We start from the raw sequence: 17,942 nt of genomic DNA, 5'->3' as shown, positions 1-17,942 counted from the left end.
CGCAATACAATGATGCGCCCAGAAATCAGAGCACGCTCACAGGTTGCGTGAGCAGAGTATGGCACAAGGGCAAAACTGTATTTTTATTGAGCATGACGGCTGATGCGCTGCCAGTCGAGGTGATAGTTTTTCACATTGATGTCATGACCATCTATCTGAATAAAATGATCATTTTTAAGGCGGTTGGCAAAAAAGTCCTGATCTGCCCCCTCATTGAGCCACAGCTCGCAAAGTCCCCGTTTTCCCTCTTTGGCATAGAATCTCGGGGTGACTAGCAGCGCAACCCCATCTACCCGGATGGCATGACGGACCAGACAGTTTGCTTCGGTGGTTTTGGATGCCAGCGCGGCAAAACGGGGTCTGTTCCCCTCGGCAACCACCAGTACGCCGTAAGAGTGAGGAGCCATGAGACGCCGCATGGCGACCGCCTGATGAGGACCGGTTTGATGAAAACCGTCATTGGTTACTGCAAACACGCAAGTAGGTGAAAATAGCATCGCAAGCAGGAAAAGAGAGCGTTTAATGCCTGAAAAATCACCAACAACCATATAAAAGCCTCAAAAGACAACCAAGGCTGGCAAGGGTAGGTAGCCAAACCCGCTGGGTAAAGTACCTTTACCTTTCTTTAATTCTGTTCATGGGGTTAAACGTTGATTTAGCTCACACAACATCCTGTTTCCAGTCGCCACTCTACCCCTATCGGAATAGACTCCCTCCACTCTCATCCAATCAGAAGGCAACATATGCTGGAACTCATCTTTGGCACCCTGGTCACCCTGGTGGTGGGCCGTGCCATTTTCAAAGGATACTCCGCGACCGGGGTGCTGCTGAGCGGCGGCTTGCTGCTACTGGTCATCACCGCCATGATGGGCAAGCCGGTACTGCCGAGCAAAGTGGTCAGCACCGGCTATATCGCAACCGATATCTTCGAATACGTCCGCTTCCTGCTCAATGACCGTGGCGGTGGACTGGGGATGCTGATCATGGTGCTGTGCGGCTTTGCCGGCTACATGAGCCATATCGGTGCCAACACCATTCTGGTAAAGCTGGCCAGCAAACCGCTCGGCATCATCAAGTCCCCCTATATCCTTCTGGTGGCTGCCTATCTGGTGGCCTGCGCCATGTCGCTGGCGGTGAGCTCCGCTACCGGCCTCGGCGTGCTGCTGATGGCCACCCTGTTCCCGCTGATGGTCAACATGGGGATCTCCCGTGGCGCGGCTGCGGCCGTGTGCGCCTCGCCAGCCGCGATCATTCTGGCACCCACCTCCGGTGACGTGGTGATGGCTGCTCAGGCCGCCAACATGCCGCTGCTGGACTTTGCCTTCAAGCTGACCCTGCCCATCTCGCTGGTGGCGATCGCCTGCATGGCGGTGACCCACTTCTTCTGGCAGCGCTACCTTGACCAAAAATCCGGTGAGCACAACGAGCCGGTCGCCCCGGGTGATCTGGTGACGACTGCGCCAGCCTTCTACGCCATCCTGCCCTTTACCCCCATCATCGGGGTGCTGGTATTTGACGGCAAATGGGGCCCGCAGCTGGATATCGTCACCATCATCGTCATGTGCATGGTGCTGGCCAGCCTGCTGGAACTCGTGCGGATCCGCAATGGCAAGGAGCTGCTGGACGGTCTGCAGGTCTGCTGGCGCAACATGGCTGACGCCTTTGCCGGTGTGGTCATGCTGCTGGTTGGTGCCGGTGTCTTCGCCCAGGGTCTGATGACCATCGGCTTTATCGACACCCTGCTGGCTCACGCGCAGGATCTCGGTTCGGGTGGCCTGATCATGATGCTGTCACTGGTGGTGATCACCACCCTGGCCGCCTTCACCACCGGCTCGGGCAATGCCCCCTTCTACGCCTTTGTGGAGCTGATTCCCAACCTGGCCAGCAGCCTTGGCATCAACCCGGCCTATCTGGTGATCCCGATGCTGCAAGCCTCCAACCTGGGTCGCACCATTTCTCCGGTATCCGGGGTGGTGGTCGCCTGTGCCGGGATGGGCAAGCTCTCGCCTTTCGAGGTGGTCAAGCGCACCAGTATGCCGGTCGCCGTCGGCCTGCTGGTGGTGATTGTCGCCACCCAGATCATGGTACCCGCCTAATCGTTGACCAGCCCGGCACCCTGCCGGGCTGGTATCTTCCCCCCCCTTTGCAGTAGACTCGGTGCTCATTTTCCCCCTAAGGAGGACCGAGATGAGTATTACGGTTCAACTTGCCCATTTCAGTGATTGCCACTCCCACTTCGATGGCGCGCCCATGAGCTTCTCCCCTGTCGGTGAAGGCCAGTGGCGCACCCAGTGCGGCGGTTATGCCCGGATCCTGACCCGACTGACCCAACTGCGTGCCAAAGCCGCAGCAGCTGGCCAGCGTTTTCTGTTTCTGCATGGTGGCGACTCCTTTCAGGGCTCTCTCTATTTCAACCGCTTCAAAGGGCGCGCCAACGCCGACCTGCTCGCCATGCTGGCCCCCGATGCCATGGTACTTGGCAACCACGAGTTCGATCTGGGCAATGGCCCGCTGGTGGAGTTCTTGCGCCAGCTCGATTTTCCGGTGCTGGCCGCCAATCTGGACAACAGTCAGGAGCCAGCCGACACGCCGCTTGGGCTGTGGGATATTCCCCACCTCTACGACGCCCATCAGCCCTGGCATCGTCAGGTGATCGACGGGGTTCCCTTTGCGCTGCTCGGCATCACCCTCGCCCAGATGGCTGCCATCGCCAACCCGGATCCCCACACCCGTTTCCACGCGGTCGCCGACACCCTCACCAGGGTGTTGCAGGAGATCAGGCGCGAAGGGATCCACCATATCGTGCTGCTGAGCCACCTCGGGCTGGATCAGGACAAGCTGCTGGCCGAGCGCTTCCCCGAGCTCAGTCTCATCATTGGTGGCCACACCCACAGCCTGCTCGGCGATCTCGCGCCGCTGGGTCTGCCAAGCGAAGGCAGCTATCCGCTGATGAACAACGGGGTGGCTATCCTGCACGCTGGCCACAGCGCCCTCTGTCTCGGTGTCTGCGAGCTCACCTTCGATGAGGCGGGCCGCGTCGTGCAAGGTCAGGGTCAGCTGGAGTGGCTCCCCTGGCAGCCCTGGCAATTTGCCTCCACCCCACCCGCTGGGCTCACCTTCTGCGAGCCGGATCCACAGCTTGAACAACATCTGGCCAAACGCTACCGGCCGGAGATTGAAACCATGAGCCAGCGCATCGTCACCCGGCTGGCGGCGCCGTTGCCCCATCAGCGGCTGCCGGATGCCACCCTGCCCCACGGCAGCCAGCTCGCCCCGCTGGTGGCCCGTGCCATGCTGACCGCCGCCCGTGAACAGGTAGGCGAGGTGGACTTTGCCCTGCACAATGCTGGCGGCGTGCGCTGCTCGCTGGAGCCGGGCCCCCTGAGCGAAGCGGATATCGCCGGTCGCCTGCTGCCGTTTGCCATTCCCCTCACCCTTTATCGGGTACACGGTCACGAGTTGGCGGAGGCGCTGGAGAATGCCATCGACAACGCCACCAACAACGGCGTGGTCGGCAATGGCAATGGCAGCTTCCCCTACACCGCAGGGGTGCGATTCACCTATCAGGCCGATCGGCCCAAGGGCCAGCGCATCACCCGACTGGAGTGGGAAGCCGCCCCCGGCCAGTGGCAAGCGGTCAATGCCGAACAGGTCTATCGCGGGGTGTCGAGCGCCTATACCGCCTCCGGCAAGGAAGGTTACACCGCACTGGCGCGGACCCTGACCCAGCACAATCAGGAGCTCGGTATCACCCTGGCCGACGCCTTTATCCGCTGGGCCCGTCACCTGCCGACACTGGAAGCGCAACCCCCCCTGCTTGAGTACTTCAGTTGATATCGGGGGAATGGCTTTGCCACATCCCCTGACGGCCAAAATTGCCGCAGCCAGCGCCCGGTTCCCAGCAAGAACCGGGCTTTTTCGAGAATATTTGCCCCACACGGGCCCGCCCCATTGCATCGCACTCACTAGCTCGGCAAGATAGGCCCGCTTTCAAGACCAGCTGCAGGAACAGGCGACTTCATGAATCACTCCATCCGTTTCACTCCCCCTCGCGTCAACCCGGGTATCAAGCCAGCCATCGTGCTGCTGACCGCCCTGCTGGCGCTGCTCTTCTGTCTGCGCAATCCGCTCTTCCACGCCATGGCGCCGGGGTTTGATGCCTCGCTGTTCGCGGTGATGGGCAAGATGTGGAGCGAAGGTGGCGTGCTCTATCGCGACATGATCGACATCAAGGGGCCGATGATCTTCGCTCTCGACGCGCTGGGCTATCGAATGGGGGGATTTGTCGGGATCTGGGCGCTGGAGTGGGTGCTCTGCTGGCTCGGACTGCTGGCCAGCTGGCAGGCCTTTGCCCAACTTGGCCTCTCGTTCAAGGCGCGCCTTGGCGCCATGCTGGCGGTGCTGGCTCTCTACGGCACCCGTTACTACTACGGCAACATGACTGAGGACTGGACCTTCCACCTCGCCCTCATCGCCCAGTGGGCCTTCATTACCCTGCTGCTTGACAAGGGATTTCGCTGGTGGCCGGCGCTGGTTGCGGCCCTCACCTTCGCCATCGTCGCCTGGATGCGCACCAACAACGGCGCCTTCTGGGGGGCCTGGTATCTGGTGCTGTTCTGCCACTGGTGTCTGCACGAGAAGTGGCGTGATGCCATCTTGCTGCTCATCTCCAGCCTGCTGGGTCTGGCGCTGATTGGCGGCCCGCTTTACGCCTACTTCCAGCAGCATGAACTGCTGGCGGCCTTCAAATACTACGCATTCGACATCTTCTTCGAGGGGAGCTACGGCAATGGCTTCTCCCCCATGGTGGGCGCCGTCGGCCTGCTGCGTACAGGCCTTGTGATGTTGCTGCCCGCCTTCATCATTCTGATGCAGAGCCGCCGTCAGGAGTGGTATCTGCCAGCCCTGCTGGCGACCCTGTTTGGGGTGCTGTTTACCCTGATCGCCAACTCGGTCTCCGGCCATGTGTTCGATCACTACGACGTACTCTATCTGCAACTGGCAGTGCTGCCGCTGGCGGTATTGCTGGATCGCAGCGAACAGCAGGCTGATGCGATCGGCCTGCTCTGCATCTCGCTGGTGGTGCTCACCGCCAGCTGGCTGCTGGCCCAGCAACTCGCCTTTGGCTGGAGCACCAAGGAGTGGTCCCTCGAGCGGGTCAACGAGGTGCTCGGCACCAGCCTGCTGTGGGCGCTGCCGGTGCTGATCCTCATCCCCCTCTGGCGCGCCTGGGATGTACGCAGTGCCACCCCCTGGCTGGCGACGCTGGCCATGCTGCTGCTGATGATCAACAACGCCTGGGAAGGGACCCTCAAGGGTCGCCCCTTCAATCCGGCGGCGCAGGTACGGGTCGATCGCATCAAGGCCGAGACCAGCCCGAGCGACAAGATCTGGGTCGATGGCATCCAGCCGCAATATTATCTCTGGACCGATCGCCAGCCAGCGTCCGCCTACCTCTTCTTTGCCAACGTCAATCCGCCCTATGACGTGCGCGAGCGGGTGCTGGCCGATATCCAGCGCCAGACTCCGAAGTTCATCATCGCCAAGCCGGATCGGGTGAGCGAGGAGCTGAAAAAACCGAGCTCCCCTTCCCATCTCGCCTTCTATCAATACCTGACCAGCCACTACGAAGAGGTGGATCCGGGTCTCTATCGCCGACGCTGATCGTCAATACGCCCCGCAGGGCGGCCATTGTTGCAATGGCCGCCCTTTTTCTTGCGCCAAAGCCCCTTGCAGCGACGGCCCGCAGTAGGCAAGCCCGCCCGAGATAACTACAATGACGCTCTTTTTGATGTAACGAGTGACACCATGGCGGAACTGACTTATCTGGGCGGCTATCCAGACCCCCTCAAGGCACAGGTACAGCAGCTGATTGCAGCAGGCAAGCTGGGGGAAATGCTGGCCAAACGCTATCCGGAGAGCCACCAGATCCAGAGCGACAAGGCGCTGCTCGCCTACACCATGGAGCTGAAGAACCGCTACCTCAAGAGCTCGGCGCCCCTGTCAAAGGTGGTGTTCGATGGCAAGATCAACGTGATCAAGGATGCCCTCGGTCTGCACACCTACGTCAGCCGGGTGCAGGGCAGCAAGCTCAAGGCCAAGAACGAGATCCGCATCGCCGCCCTGTTCAAGGAGGCGCCGCCCCCGTTCCTGAAAATGATCGTGGTGCACGAGCTGGCCCATATCAAAGAGAAGGATCACAACAAGAGTTTCTACCAGCTCTGCCAGCATATGGAGCCGGACTATCATCAACTGGAGTTTGATCTCAGGCTCTGGCTCACCTGGCGCGATATCGACAAGGCCAACCGCTAGGCTGACAACCGTTTCAGGGAGGAAACATGTCATTTGCCGCCATCCCCTTTGGTGCCACCCGCTTTATTGCCACTTTGGTAATGGCCAACTTGGGCCGCGCTGACTATCCCCGCGTCACGTCACGCGGGCTGCTGGCCCTGCTGATTCTGCTCGCGGGCCACAGCGCGCGTGCCGATGAGCGCTGGCAGAGCGACAGCTATCTCACCGAGAGCTTTATGGCCATCGCCATGGAGCGGGAGTATGGCGAAGCCAGGCAGACCCGTTTTGCCCGCTGGCAGCAGCCGATCCGGCTGCAACTTATCAACGAGTCGGGTGACAAGCCGCTGCAGGCCGACGTGGTGAAGGTACAGGCGGTCCATCTGGCCCGCATCACCGGCCACCCCATCAGCATGGTGGCCGCAAAGCCCAACCTCACCCTGATCATGACCGACTACAGCAAGATGAAGAGCTGGGCCAACCGCACCATGGGGGGGGATCCATCGGTCAAGATGGCACTCAAGGAGGGGCTCTGCCTTGCCAACTTCGCAACCAATGCGAAACACGAGATCAGCCGTGCCACCATCATCATTCCGGTAGATTACAGCCGGGCCAAGGGGCGCTTTCTCGACTGCGTGGTGGAGGAGTTCACCCAGGTGATGGGGCTGCCCAACGACTCGGACAAGGTTTTTCCCTCCATCTTCAATGACAACAGCATCGACAGCTTTTTGACTGGGCTGGACTATGTGCTGCTCAAGATGGCCTATCACCCGGCCCTCAAAACCGGAATGAGCAGTGACGAGATCCGCGCCGCACTGCCTATAGCACTGGCCGATCTGCGCGCTAAAGGGGAGATCCGCGAAGCCAATCGCCGGGTGCAGCAGCAGAGCCTGAAAAGCTGGGCGGGGTTGTAACGGGCCTGGCTTAACCCAGAGCCAGACAAACCACCGCGAACCTCTCACCACCCACAAAAAACGCAGCCACTTGGCTGCGTTTTTTGTTGTCCGGGGCTCTGCGAATCGTTAGCGGGCATGCCCGTTTTTCAGCTACCCATTTATCCACCGCCCAGAATTATCCACTGACCATGGGGATCAGGAGGCGACGTTCTCTTCCGGCATCCAGCTCTCGGCGTTCTCCCACACCTCCTGCACCATGGCTTCGGCCAGCTCTTTGTCTTCCTTGCTGGCACGGCTGACGGTCAGGGCCATGGCGCTGCCCGGCGCGACCCGCACATGGATGTCGGGGAATTTTTCGCCAAGCTGCTTGAGCAGCTCCTGACGCAGCGCCTCCATGGTCGAGGTCGGGATCTGATGTTTTCTGTCGATGATGATTTCAAGACGCATAGGAAACTTCTCCATGATTTATAACTGTATTTTTATCCAGTATTCATGGGAAGTAAAGTGCCAACTTGCACCAATCAGAAAAGATCCAGCTGCTGACCACAGATCCGGTCGAACGACTCGCCGATAAAGGGCAGGATGGCGTCGGCAATGGGCCGCAACTGCTTGTCGATATAGTGTTCGTAATCGATGGCGCTGCGCCGGTACTCCAGCGGTTCTGGGCCATTGAGGGTCATCAGATAGGCAATAGAGCCCCGATGCTGATAGCGCTGGGGCAGACCGCGGCGCAGGTTCTCCTCATCGGCCAGCCGCGCTGCCCGCACATGGGGCGGCACATTCTTCTGATACTCCTCGAGCTTCTGGCGCAGCCGTTTGCGATAGATAAGCAGATCGTCGTGACGACCGGCACGAGTCTCATCCACCATGGTGCGCACATAGCCGCTGGGATCTTCATCGTGAAACACCAGCTCATAGAGGCGGGTCTGGAACTGCTTGGCCAGCATGGTCCAGTCGGTGCGCACCGATTCGAGCCCCTTGAACACCAGCTGTTCACACCCCTCGCTGGCCTTGCCAACCAGCCCCGCATAGCGCTTCTTGCTGCCCTTCTCCAGCCCGCGGATGGTGGGCATCAGAAAGCGGCGATAGTGGGTCTCGTACTGGATCTCGAGATAACTCGGCAGGTCGAACTCGCGCCTGATCAGTGCAGCCCAGTTATCGTTGATCATTTGAGCCAGTCGCTGGCCGATCTCGTCCGCCTCATCGGGGCTGGTCTCGCGCCCCAGATGAACAAAGGTGGAGTCGGTGTCGCCATAGATCACCTCGAACCCCTTCGTCTCAATCCACTCGCGGGTCTGCTGCATGATGCTGTGGCCACGCAGGGTGATGGATGAGGCTAGGCGCGGATCATAGAAACGGCAGCCCCCCGACCCCAGCACGCCGTAGAAGGAGTTCATGATGATCTTGATGGCCTGGGAGAGCGCCTTGTTGCTGGCGGCCTTGGCCCGATCCCGCGCCGCCCACAAGGTAGCGATGAGATCCGGCAAGAAGTGCCGCTCGCGGGAGAACATGGCGCCGCGAAAGCCCGGAATGGCGTGCTCGGGATGCTGCAGCCCTTCGATGAGCCCCATGGGGTCGATGCAGAAGGTGCGGATGATGCTGGGGTAGAGGCTCTTGAAATCGAGCACCAGCACGTGGCGATAGAGACCGGGTTTGGAGTCCATCACATAACCGCCGGGGCTTGCGAGCCCCCCGTCGGCCGGCAGATTGGGGGCCACGTAGCCGCCACGATGGAGCCGCGGCAGATAGAGATTGGTAAAGGCCGCCACCGAGCCCCCCACCCTGTCCAGCTCAAGGCCGGTGAGGGAGGCGCGTTCAATGGCAAAAGAGATGAGGTGGCAGTAGTCGAAGATCTCCCACACCAGCTTGCAATCTTCCAGGTTGTAGCGGGCCAGCGCCTCCTTGTCGGAGTGGAACAGCTCGGTGATCTTCTCCCCCCGATTGGCCACATCCTCGATATCCTTGCCACGGCCAAGCAGTTCGCTCGCCACCGCATCCAGGCTGTAGCTGGCAAACTGCCAGGTGGCGCTTTTCAGGGTATCGATGCCATCGAGCACCATGCGCCCGGGGATAATGACGTTGCCGGTTTGGGGATCGCCCCGTGACGAGCGCCAGAAGCAGAGCTCGCGCCCCCGCCCAAGCCGCAGTCGCCGCTTGTTAAGTTCGGCGCGGCGCAGCAGCAGACGAAAGTCAAAATTAACCACGTTCCAGCCAATCACCAAGTCGGGGTCATGCAGACTGAACCAGCTCTCCAGCGCACTCAGCAGGGTGCTCTCGTCCTCTACCCACTGGACCTGGGTGCCCCAGCTCTCGGCATCCGCCTCCGGGGTGCCGATCATGATGACCCGCGCATCCTGCTCGCTGTAAAGACCGACCGAGAAGAGGGCCCCGTCCATGGCGCACTCCACATCCAGCGACACCCAGGAGAGGGTTGGCGTCACCGCCTGCGGCGCGCAGCGCGCCTCGTTCACCTCCCAGTAGCCCTGCTTGCCCCCCTTTTTTACCGCCCGGCCATCGAAGCGCACGCCAGCGGTGATGAAACGCTCCATCAGAAACCGCTCCGGCAGCCGGATATCCGCCTCGAAGTGCTCCAGTCCGCGAATGAGCAACAGCTCGATGGCGCGGTGAAAGGCGCTCAGGGTGGCGAAATAGCAGCCCACCACAGGGCGACCGTCGAAGGTGTGCATCGGCAGGCGGCGAAACCGCCCGCTCACCCCGGCCCCTTTAAACAGCTCGGCGGCTTCTGCCATATGGCTCTGCGGCAGGAAGAACACCGGCTCCTGCCCCGGCACCACCACCCGTACCGGCCCCTGCGCGCTCCAGAGCCACATCACGATTTCGGTGGTTGCAGGCAGCCCGTTGCGACCGCGCACGTCCCGACCATGGCGGGTCAGGATAAAACCGTCGAGGGGCGGAGTGGCGGATACGGTGGGCTGGGTTGCAGTCATGAAGCGTAAAGGGGCTGTCCGAGAATGGGACTATTGTACGTTCATACAGTGCCTGCTCGCAATCGTCACGCTGGCTGCGAGGCGGGAGTCAAACTGGTAAGCTCGATCCGGACGTTATTCCCGCCCATCCCGTTCTGACCACTCTTCGCCGACGAAAGGAGTCTTTGTGGCAATCTATTCCCTGCTGGATCAGCTGGCTATCCCCTACCAGTGCTTTGACCATCCTCCGGTGTTTACCTGTGAGGAGGCGAGCAGGCTGCTACCCGACCAGCCCGCTGCCAGCACAACCACCGTTCACGCAACACAATTGACTGACAAGACAATAAAATGCCCCCTTGCGCTCTGATAAATCGAGTCAGCAGTCACCATCGTGCAAGAAGTCGGAGGTGAGCACATTCGGCCATTTAACCAATTGATAATAGGCTGGATTCATGTTGTGATCGGCGACTGCCAGCGGGCGATACCCCATCGCCTGTTCGTTCACAGGTGACTTCCCAGAGAGCCCCTTGATGCCAAGTCTGTTTTCCTCGGCCCAGTTGTTGAGTCTGGTGCTGTTCGTCACGCTGTCACATGTGGGGGTCGCCACCATTTTCGCCGCCATGTGGCACACCCATCGCCAGATCAGGGCATTGATCTACTGGTCAGCGGGGGAACTGGTTATCGCGGGGGCTTTTTGCTGCCTGCTGCTGCGCCCCCTTGAGGGAAATGCATCCCTTGCCAATATTCTCTGCACCAACCTGCTGTTGATGTCGACCACCCTGCTCTATGAACGGGGGATGCGCCACTTCTTTCGCCGTGAAGCCGACCAACTGGGCTGGCTGCTGCCCGCCGTTACCCTCGGCGGTTTCGTCCTGTTTGCCCTGACCGCCCTGCAGCAACCCCTCTTTGATGTGCATAGCCGGATCATCGTGCTCTCCGGCGTGCTCTCGCTGCAGATTGCGCTGCTTATCTGGCAGCTCTGGCGCTACCAGCGGCTGGCCCCTATCTATCGGGTGCTGCGCTTTGCCATTCTGCTGCTCGGCCTGCAACTGCTGTTGCAACTGCTGCGGATCGCCAAACACCTCTGGCAGCCGGAGCTGGCGGCCAACTCCTTCACCGACCCGCTGCTCGGGCCTGTGATCCTGCTCAGCCTGCTCTTTACCATCGCCCGCAGTTATCTGCTGCTGAGCCTGGTCCACACCCGCCAGCAGCAAGCCCTGCTGGCCACCCAGCGCAAGCTGGAGCGGCGCGCCAATCAGGATGAGCTGACCGGCCTGTTCAGCCGCCACTATTTCGAGCGCCAGGTGGCCCTGCGTGCCCGCGAGATGGCTAGCCCTAGCCAGCTGCTGCTGATCGATCTGGACAACTTCAAACAGATCAACGACCGCCACGGCCACCCCGCCGGTGATGCCATGCTGCGGGCCGTGGGTCGGGTGATCGCCAATACCCTGCCTGCCGAGGGCATGGCCGGTCGGCTTGGCGGCGATGAGCTGGCCCTGCTGCTGATGGCGGACCCGCAGACCCTGCCCGACTACTGTCACAGCCTGCAACAGCAGATCGCCGAGGCGACCCAAGCGCTGGCCGGTGGCCCCATCAGCCTCAGCATCGGCCTCACCTCGCTGCACCCTGACGAGGGGTTTGAAGCGGCCTACCTGCGCGCGGATCAGGCCCTTTACGCCGCCAAACAGGCTGGGAGGCAACGGGCCTGCGTGCAGGAGCTCCACCACAACGAGCCGCAGCCGCTACCGCCCTGCGCGCTCCTGTCATGAGCGCAGTGCTCGCTCTGCAGTGCCGACCGGCCAGACTGGCAGATGCCCCGGCTTACCATCGCTATGTCACCGAATGCGCCGAAGACGGACAACCGCTCTATCAGGTGGCGCAATTTGACCCGGACGGCTGGCTACAGAGCCTGCTGGATCACGCAGAAGCGCGCAACTTGCCCAGTGGATACCTGCCGACCACCACCTATTTTGCCCTCGATGGCGAGGAGATCATCGCCACCCTGCGTCTTCGTCACGGTGACAATGAGGCAACCCGCCAGTGGCTGGGTCATATCGGTTACGAAACCCGCCCCTCTCGCCGTGGCGAAGGGGCCGCGACCATAATGCTGCGCTGGGTACAACAACAGGTGCTGGCAGCGCCGGTGCTGATCAGCTGCGGCGAAGATAATCTGGCCTCCCGCAAGGTCATTACGGCCGCCGGGGGCGTGTTGCTGGGGCGGCGCTTCCATCCGGGGAATTGCAACTGGCTGGAGATGTATCAGCTAGCCCCCAGCCCCAGCCCCAGCCGACCATAGCCACAGCAGAAATAAAAAGAGCGCCCCGAAGGCGCTCTTTTTGCGGACGTGGCAAGACCGTTAGTAGCTGTCTTCCTGCTCCGCCTTCATCCGGGCCTGACGGGCATAGGCCTCCTCCTCGGCGCTCTCGATCTCCTGCAGCACCGAATCGAGATCGATGGCGGCGCGACTCTCTTCAAAGTGACCGGTCAGCTCGCTATCGGGGGTGAGTTTGCCATCTTCAAACAGCGCCCACATCTCCTGGGCATAACGGGTCTTGAGCAGTTCGGGGGCATACATGCCGTAGTAGTTGCGCATGTTGTTGACGTCCCGCTCCAGCATCGCCTTGGCCTGGTTGTTGGCGGCGGCATCCACCACCTGGGGCAGGTCGATGATGACGGGGCCCTGTTCATCCACCAGCACATTGAACTCGGAGAGATCGCCGTGGATAAGACCGGCGCAGAGCATCCGCACCACGTAACGGATCACCTTGGCATGGTCGATGACCGCCTGCTCGGGGGTAAGCGCCACATCGTTGAGGCGCGGCGCGACATTGCCATCCTCATCGATGATAAGTTCCATCAAGAGGACACCATCGAGGCAGACATAGGGCTGTGGCACCCGCACACCGGCCGCCGCCAGCTTGAACAGGGCGTCGACCTCGGTGTTCTGCCACACCTCTTCATGCTGTTTGCGGCCGTACTTGGAGCCCTTCTCCATGGCGCGAGCGCTGCGGCTGTTACGCACCTTGCGCCCCTCCTGATAGACCACGGCCTGCTTGAAGCTGCGCTTGGACGCCTCTTTATAGACCTTGGCGCAGCGGATCTCGTCGCCGCAGCGCACCACATAGACGTCGGCCTCTTTGCCGCTCATCAACCGGCTGACGACCTCATCGACCAGGCCGTCATCAACCAGAGGTTGGATTCGATTTGGAATTTTCATGGCCGCCCTTTTACCCTATTTCCGCTCTCGAAGATAGCTCCGCGCACGCTCACCTGCCTCTCCCTTTCATAAGACACCCTGTTATCCCCTGTTTGCGCTGTTTTTGTCCACCCGTTCGCCTTAAAAACCACCAGCAGCAGACCAAATACGAAAGGCGCCTGTGCCAACAAAAATGGCCCGCAAGCGGGCCAATTTTCAAGGTTCGGGCGGCAAGCCCTGACGAATACGCTGGATCCCCGCTTCATAGAGGCCGTCATCCCCCTCCTGATGCTCCAGGGTTTCGAAGATCTTGAGAAACCACATGTACTGCTCGGGATGGCGCGCCACCTGCATCTCTACCACCCGGTTCATGGCATTGACGTCTGCCAGCAGATCGGCGGTGGGATAAGGGTCAAACGGCGGCTCTATCTCCAGCAGATAGCGCCCCTCATCCTCGTCATAGCTGGCGAAGATGGGCACCGCTCTGGCACCGGTCAGCTTCACCAGCTTGGGCAGCGCGGGCAGGGTTGCCTTGGGGCGACCAAAAAAGGGAACAAACACGCTCGCCTCGCGGCCGTGATCCTGATCTGGCAGGTAAAAAAAACTGGCACCGGCGCGGATCGACTTGATCGCCGGTTTGATGCCGGCGCTGCGCTCATAGACCTTGCCCCCTTTGGCCCGCTCGCGGTTGATGTACCAGTCGAACACCTGATCTTTCGGGCTCTTCATCATGGTGCACATCTCGATGCCCATCATGGAGAAGTAGCGGCCAATCATGTCGACCGCCCAGGTGTGAGGCACCACCAGGATCACCGGGCGGCCTGCAGCCTGCTCCGCTTGCACATGCTCCCAGCCGGTGACCTTGATGCGGCGGGTCAGTCGCGCCTTGCTGCGCCAGCTGAGCTCGCCAAAGCCCATAAAGGTCTTGAGCCCGACCCGGATCGATTTGAGCAGCAGCGCCTGCCGTGCGGCGGCATCCAGCTCGGGAAAGCAGATCTTGATGTTGGTATCTGCGATATAGGCCTGCTTTTTCGAAAAACGCAGCAGGGTTGGAGAGACCAGATCGGCAAAGCGATCCCTCAGTCTCGCGGGGGTAAATGCCAGCAGGGAGAGCAGGCCCAGCGCGCACCAGCTGCCCCACCATTTGGGATGCAGCAGGCGGCTATGAAATGAGGTATCAAATACCGGATCTAACGCAGACATGGCGACCATCAAGTCATCAAAAACAAACGGTTATTGTAGTTATCCTGACATTTTTTTCTACCCTGGGGAGGCTGGCCATCGACCTGCAAGGCACTGATCAGACTAGTTATCATAAAAAATGGCCCACCTGGGGCCATATCAATCAATCTAAATTCGGGGTCAGCCGTGGGGCGACAATCCCTTGCGGATCCGGCGTATCCCCTCTTCGTAGAGGCCATCCAGCCCCTCCTGATCTTCACGGGTATCGAAGATCTTGAGGAACCACATGTACTGGCCCGGATGGCGCATCAGCTGCTGTTGCACCATGTCGTTCATGCGACAGGTATCGGCCATCACATCCTCGGTGGGATAGTTGTCGAACGGTGCCTCAATCTCCAGCCGGTAGCAGTGGTTCGCTTCGTCATAGCAGGCGAGCAGCGGCACCGCCTTGGCGCCACTGACCTGCACCAGACGGGGCAAGGCAGGCAGGGTCGCTTTGGGATAGCCAAAGAAGGGGGCGAAGATGCTCTTCTCGCGGCCATGATCCTGATCCGGCAGATAGAAGAAGCTGCGACCGCTCTTGATGGTCCTGATCACCGCCTTGATCCCGGCGCTGCGCTCATAGACGCGGCAACCGTTCTTGGCTCGTGCACGGTTGAGGTGCCAGTCAAACACCGGATTGCGCGCCCGTTTCATCATGGTGCACATGGGCACCCCGCGCTGGGTGAAGCAGTAACCGGCGGCATCCACCGGCCAGGTATGGGGCACCACCAGGATCACCGGACGGCCGGCCGCCCGCTCCGCCTCGATATGCTCCCAACCGATCACCTGCATCCGGCTCATCAGATAACGCTGGCTGCGCATGGTGAACTCGCCAAATCCCAACAGACTCTTGAGGCCGACCCGGATCGAGGTCAGTACAATGGCATCCCGCTCTTCCGGGCTCTTGTCCGGGAAGCAGATCTCCAGATTGGTTCTGGCGATATAAATCTGTTTTTTCGAGATACGAAACACCAGCGGTGCCAAGGCTTCGGCCAAACGGTCGCGCAATCGCACCGGCACAAAGGCGAGCAACATCAGCACGCCGAGCGCCAGCCAGCTGAACCAGTAGCGGGGATGCAGAAAACGGGCTTCAAAAGAGGAGTCAAATACGGGATCTTGGGACGACATGTATTGGGGTCGAGCGAAAAAGTGGTGCTGCATTGTAGTCGTCCTGACAGGTAATACCAGTTAAATCCATGGCAAATAGCCCGCCACGGGCGCCACATCAAAAAACCATAAAAAAATGCCCCGCACTGCGGGGCATTTTGCTCGTTACACAACCAGGGTGGAGGCTCTTTGTCCATCCATCGTATGACTGGTCGTTTATCCCGTCGCTCTCGGAGCGCACTGCTTATCCATTTCCCGATGTCACATCTTCTTCAAGATTTAACGGTGAGCACCCTGGCGGGCCATGCCGTTATTCATTTCGGTATTACGCAGCGGCAGAAAAAACATCAGGTAACGCAGTGCCACATACCCGACGATGACGGTAGCCACCCCCAGCTCGAAGTGGGCCAGCAGTCTGATCTGCTCGACGTAGTGACTGCCTTGCGCAAACCCTTCAACCAGATGAGCCACTTTGAACAGGGCGGTGGCACCGATCACCAGCGGGAAGGTGAAGGCGGCATAACCCGGCGAGAAGGGCAGACGCAGTAGTTTGATGAAGGCCAGATAGATGATGCCGGTCATCAGGATGGCGATCCCCAACAGCACGGCCACCAGCAGCAGTGACGGCTCCTGGCTGACGGTCAGGTAACCGGCCAGAGAGAGGCTGGCAGGAGCCGCCAGAATGGCGATGGTCGGTTTGGCGGCATCCGGCACTTCATGGCTGAAGATCAGGCGATAGAGCATCAGCGGCAGCATCAGGCCATAGCAGATGATCCCGAACCAGAGCAGACCGTTGGCCAGCGGGGCAAACTGACCACCCGGGAAGGCGACGTCCGCCACGATGATGCCTACCGGCGGCACGAACCAGCTCGGCACCATGTGGTGGATTTCAAACTCTTTGGCACGATGCCAGATAAAGGTGGCCAGGAACAGCAGATGAACCGCCACGGCAAACAGCCAGAGGGCCTCGCCCGCTTGCGGCGCAATCATACCCAACGCTTTGGAGACCACCATGGTGCCCATGGCATAGGTCGGTACCACACTGCCCACCACGGGGTGAGCGAGATCCTGCAACAGCAGGCGGGGGTGAAGCAGAAACTTGAAGGTCAGGATCACCAGCAGCACGGCCGCAATGGCAGCGCCCAGCAGTTGCATCCGGCCATCGAAGTGACCGGCATTTTCCCAACACCAACCAAGGCTGGCGATGCCCAGCGCCAGACCCGCCATGGGGGTTGGGGCGGCAGCCAGTGATTTACGGGTTCTTGCGATCATGATGACACCTTTCTATTGATGACTATGGCGATAGGATAATGCCCCCTTATCGTTTACGATATCTAAATGAATTAAATCAATCATTCAGGAAAACCAAACACGATGAAACTGACCCTGCAGCAGCTGAAAGTGTTCGCCACCATTGCCCGTTATGGAAACCTTGGCCTTGCCGCCAACGAGCTCTGCCTGAGCAAGGGGGCCGTCTCCCAGTCGCTGCAGGAGCTGGAGCGCCAGCTCTCTACCCCGCTGTTTGACCGCATTCACCCCAGATTGCAGCTCAACAACGAGGGGCGCCTGCTGCAACCGGCCGCCGAAGAGCTGCTGACCCGGATGCAGGATATCGAGAACCTGTTCAGCCCCGATGCCGAGCCGAGCGGCCAGCTTCGCCTTGGTGCCAGCCAGACCATCGGCAACTACCTGCTCCCCACCCTGCTCGCCAGCAGCAAACAGGAGCTGGGACTCCCCCCCAAGGTGACCATCAACAACACTCACCTGCTCTGCCATGCGCTGGCCAATTTCGAGCTGGATATGGCACTGATCGAGGGGGAGAACCACCACCCCGACCTGCTCGCCGAACCCTGGCTGCAGGACGAGATGCTGGTGGTGGCCCCACCCGGTCACCCGCTTGCCAACAAGAAGGAGCTCTCCCTCTCCCGACTTGGGGGCGAGACCTGGGTATTGCGTGAAGCGCAATCGGGCAGCCGCGAGCAGTTTATCCAGCAGATCCAGCCCGAGCTGCCCCGCTGGCAACCAGGGCTTGAACTCAACACCCTGGAGGCGGTGATGCTGGCGGTGGAGAAGGGGCTTGGCATCTCCTTTATCTCCCGGCTGGCAGCCTCGGATCGCCTGGCAGATGGGCGGCTGATCGCCCTGCCGCTCTCCCGTCGCTTCCCGCGCCAGCTCTCCCTTATCTGGCACAAGCAGAAGTACCACTCCACCTCCCTGCGCCACTTTATCCACTTCTGCCGGGCTCAGGTGAAGGATGCCGAGGTGAGCGGCGCAGGGTAACGCCCGCTCGGAGCACCGCTGGCA

Annotated in this window: 15 protein-coding genes and 1 pseudogene; 9 read left to right on the top strand and 7 right to left on the bottom strand. The window is 60.5% G+C overall.

Features of this window, described 5'->3' with window-relative positions:
- Window positions 1–83: 83 nt before the first annotated feature.
- The gene (locus ACTG2O_RS13825; protein ID WP_026034981.1) at window positions 84–548 is read right to left on the bottom strand and encodes a hypothetical protein; all 465 of its coding nucleotides are present in this window, start codon (window positions 546–548) and stop codon (window positions 84–86) included.
- Window positions 549–743: 195 nt separating this feature from the next.
- Between ACTG2O_RS13825 and dcuC the strand changes: the two genes are divergently transcribed.
- The 5 genes from dcuC (at window position 744) to ACTG2O_RS13800 (ending at window position 7,202) form a co-directional block, all read left to right on the top strand.
- Entirely contained in the window at window positions 744–2,096 is a 1,353-nt protein-coding gene (gene dcuC, locus ACTG2O_RS13820; RefSeq protein WP_019445823.1) for an anaerobic C4-dicarboxylate transporter DcuC, read from the top strand.
- Between the two features lie 91 nt (window positions 2,097–2,187).
- Window positions 2,188–3,834 (top strand): bifunctional metallophosphatase/5'-nucleotidase, encoded by a 1,647-nt coding sequence (locus ACTG2O_RS13815; RefSeq protein ID WP_439976075.1) that lies wholly within the window; start codon window positions 2,188–2,190, stop codon window positions 3,832–3,834.
- Window positions 3,835–4,020: 186 nt separating this feature from the next.
- Window positions 4,021–5,664, top strand: a complete 1,644-nt coding sequence (locus ACTG2O_RS13810) for a hypothetical protein (protein ID WP_019445821.1) — start codon at window positions 4,021–4,023, stop codon at window positions 5,662–5,664.
- Between the two features lie 144 nt (window positions 5,665–5,808).
- On the top strand, window positions 5,809–6,312 hold the full coding sequence (locus ACTG2O_RS13805; protein ID WP_005333421.1) for a M48 family metallopeptidase: 504 nt from the start codon (window positions 5,809–5,811) through the stop codon (window positions 6,310–6,312).
- A gap of 26 nt (window positions 6,313–6,338) precedes the next feature.
- The gene (locus ACTG2O_RS13800) at window positions 6,339–7,202 is read left to right on the top strand and encodes a DUF2927 domain-containing protein (protein WP_019445820.1); all 864 of its coding nucleotides are present in this window, start codon (window positions 6,339–6,341) and stop codon (window positions 7,200–7,202) included.
- A 177-nt stretch (window positions 7,203–7,379) separates the two neighbouring features.
- On the opposite strand, the gene ACTG2O_RS13795 is transcribed toward ACTG2O_RS13800, so the two are convergent.
- A complete protein-coding gene (locus tag ACTG2O_RS13795; protein WP_005333426.1) occupies window positions 7,380–7,631 on the bottom strand; it encodes a DinI family protein in 252 nt (83 codons plus the stop codon).
- A 74-nt stretch (window positions 7,632–7,705) separates the two neighbouring features.
- Window positions 7,706–10,132: a DNA polymerase II gene (locus tag ACTG2O_RS13790; protein ID WP_019445819.1), complete on the bottom strand. Its 2,427-nt coding sequence runs from the start codon at window positions 10,130–10,132 to the stop codon at window positions 7,706–7,708.
- A 166-nt stretch (window positions 10,133–10,298) separates the two neighbouring features.
- Between ACTG2O_RS13790 and ACTG2O_RS13785 the strand changes: the two are divergent.
- From ACTG2O_RS13785 to ACTG2O_RS13775, 3 genes and pseudogenes are all read left to right on the top strand, one after another.
- Window positions 10,299–10,418, top strand: a pseudogene (locus ACTG2O_RS13785) (prolyl-tRNA synthetase associated domain-containing protein); the annotation flags it as partial.
- A 223-nt stretch (window positions 10,419–10,641) separates the two neighbouring features.
- Window positions 10,642–11,880: a GGDEF domain-containing protein gene (locus tag ACTG2O_RS13780; protein WP_439976072.1), complete on the top strand. Its 1,239-nt coding sequence runs from the start codon at window positions 10,642–10,644 to the stop codon at window positions 11,878–11,880.
- Window positions 11,877–12,407, top strand: coding sequence for a GNAT family N-acetyltransferase (locus ACTG2O_RS13775; RefSeq protein WP_439976070.1), 531 nt, complete (start codon window positions 11,877–11,879; stop codon window positions 12,405–12,407). Before ACTG2O_RS13780 ends, ACTG2O_RS13775 begins: the two co-directional genes overlap by 4 nt.
- Window positions 12,408–12,467: 60 nt before the next feature.
- Here ACTG2O_RS13775 and ACTG2O_RS13770 read toward each other — a convergent pair whose 3' ends face one another.
- The 4 genes from ACTG2O_RS13770 to ACTG2O_RS13755 all read right to left on the bottom strand — a co-directional run bounded on the left by ACTG2O_RS13770 (window position 12,468) and on the right by ACTG2O_RS13755 (window position 16,910).
- Window positions 12,468–13,328 carry a PA4780 family RIO1-like protein kinase gene (locus ACTG2O_RS13770; RefSeq protein ID WP_439976068.1) on the bottom strand — a complete coding sequence of 287 codons (861 nt, stop codon included), beginning with the start codon at window positions 13,326–13,328 and terminating at the stop codon, window positions 12,468–12,470.
- 195 nt (window positions 13,329–13,523) lie between these two features.
- Window positions 13,524–14,519: an LpxL/LpxP family acyltransferase gene (locus tag ACTG2O_RS13765; protein WP_439976066.1), complete on the bottom strand. Its 996-nt coding sequence runs from the start codon at window positions 14,517–14,519 to the stop codon at window positions 13,524–13,526.
- A gap of 150 nt (window positions 14,520–14,669) precedes the next feature.
- Entirely contained in the window at window positions 14,670–15,659 is a 990-nt protein-coding gene (gene lpxM / locus ACTG2O_RS13760; RefSeq protein ID WP_439976064.1) for a lauroyl-Kdo(2)-lipid IV(A) myristoyltransferase, read from the bottom strand.
- A 258-nt stretch (window positions 15,660–15,917) separates the two neighbouring features.
- A complete protein-coding gene (locus ACTG2O_RS13755; protein ID WP_144713413.1) occupies window positions 15,918–16,910 on the bottom strand; it encodes a TDT family transporter in 993 nt (330 codons plus the stop codon).
- A gap of 102 nt (window positions 16,911–17,012) precedes the next feature.
- Here ACTG2O_RS13755 and ACTG2O_RS13750 point away from each other — a divergent pair, with 102 nt between their 5' ends.
- Window positions 17,013–17,918 carry a LysR substrate-binding domain-containing protein gene (locus ACTG2O_RS13750; protein ID WP_439976062.1) on the top strand — a complete coding sequence of 302 codons (906 nt, stop codon included), beginning with the start codon at window positions 17,013–17,015 and terminating at the stop codon, window positions 17,916–17,918.
- Window positions 17,919–17,942 lie beyond the last annotated feature (24 nt).

Source organism: Aeromonas sp. 61P (assembly GCF_051919545.1).
GTDB lineage: Bacteria > Pseudomonadota > Gammaproteobacteria > Enterobacterales > Aeromonadaceae > Aeromonas > Aeromonas veronii.
Note: the sequence above shows the minus strand (reverse complement) of the source record. Positions and strands in the feature narration are given on the sequence as shown.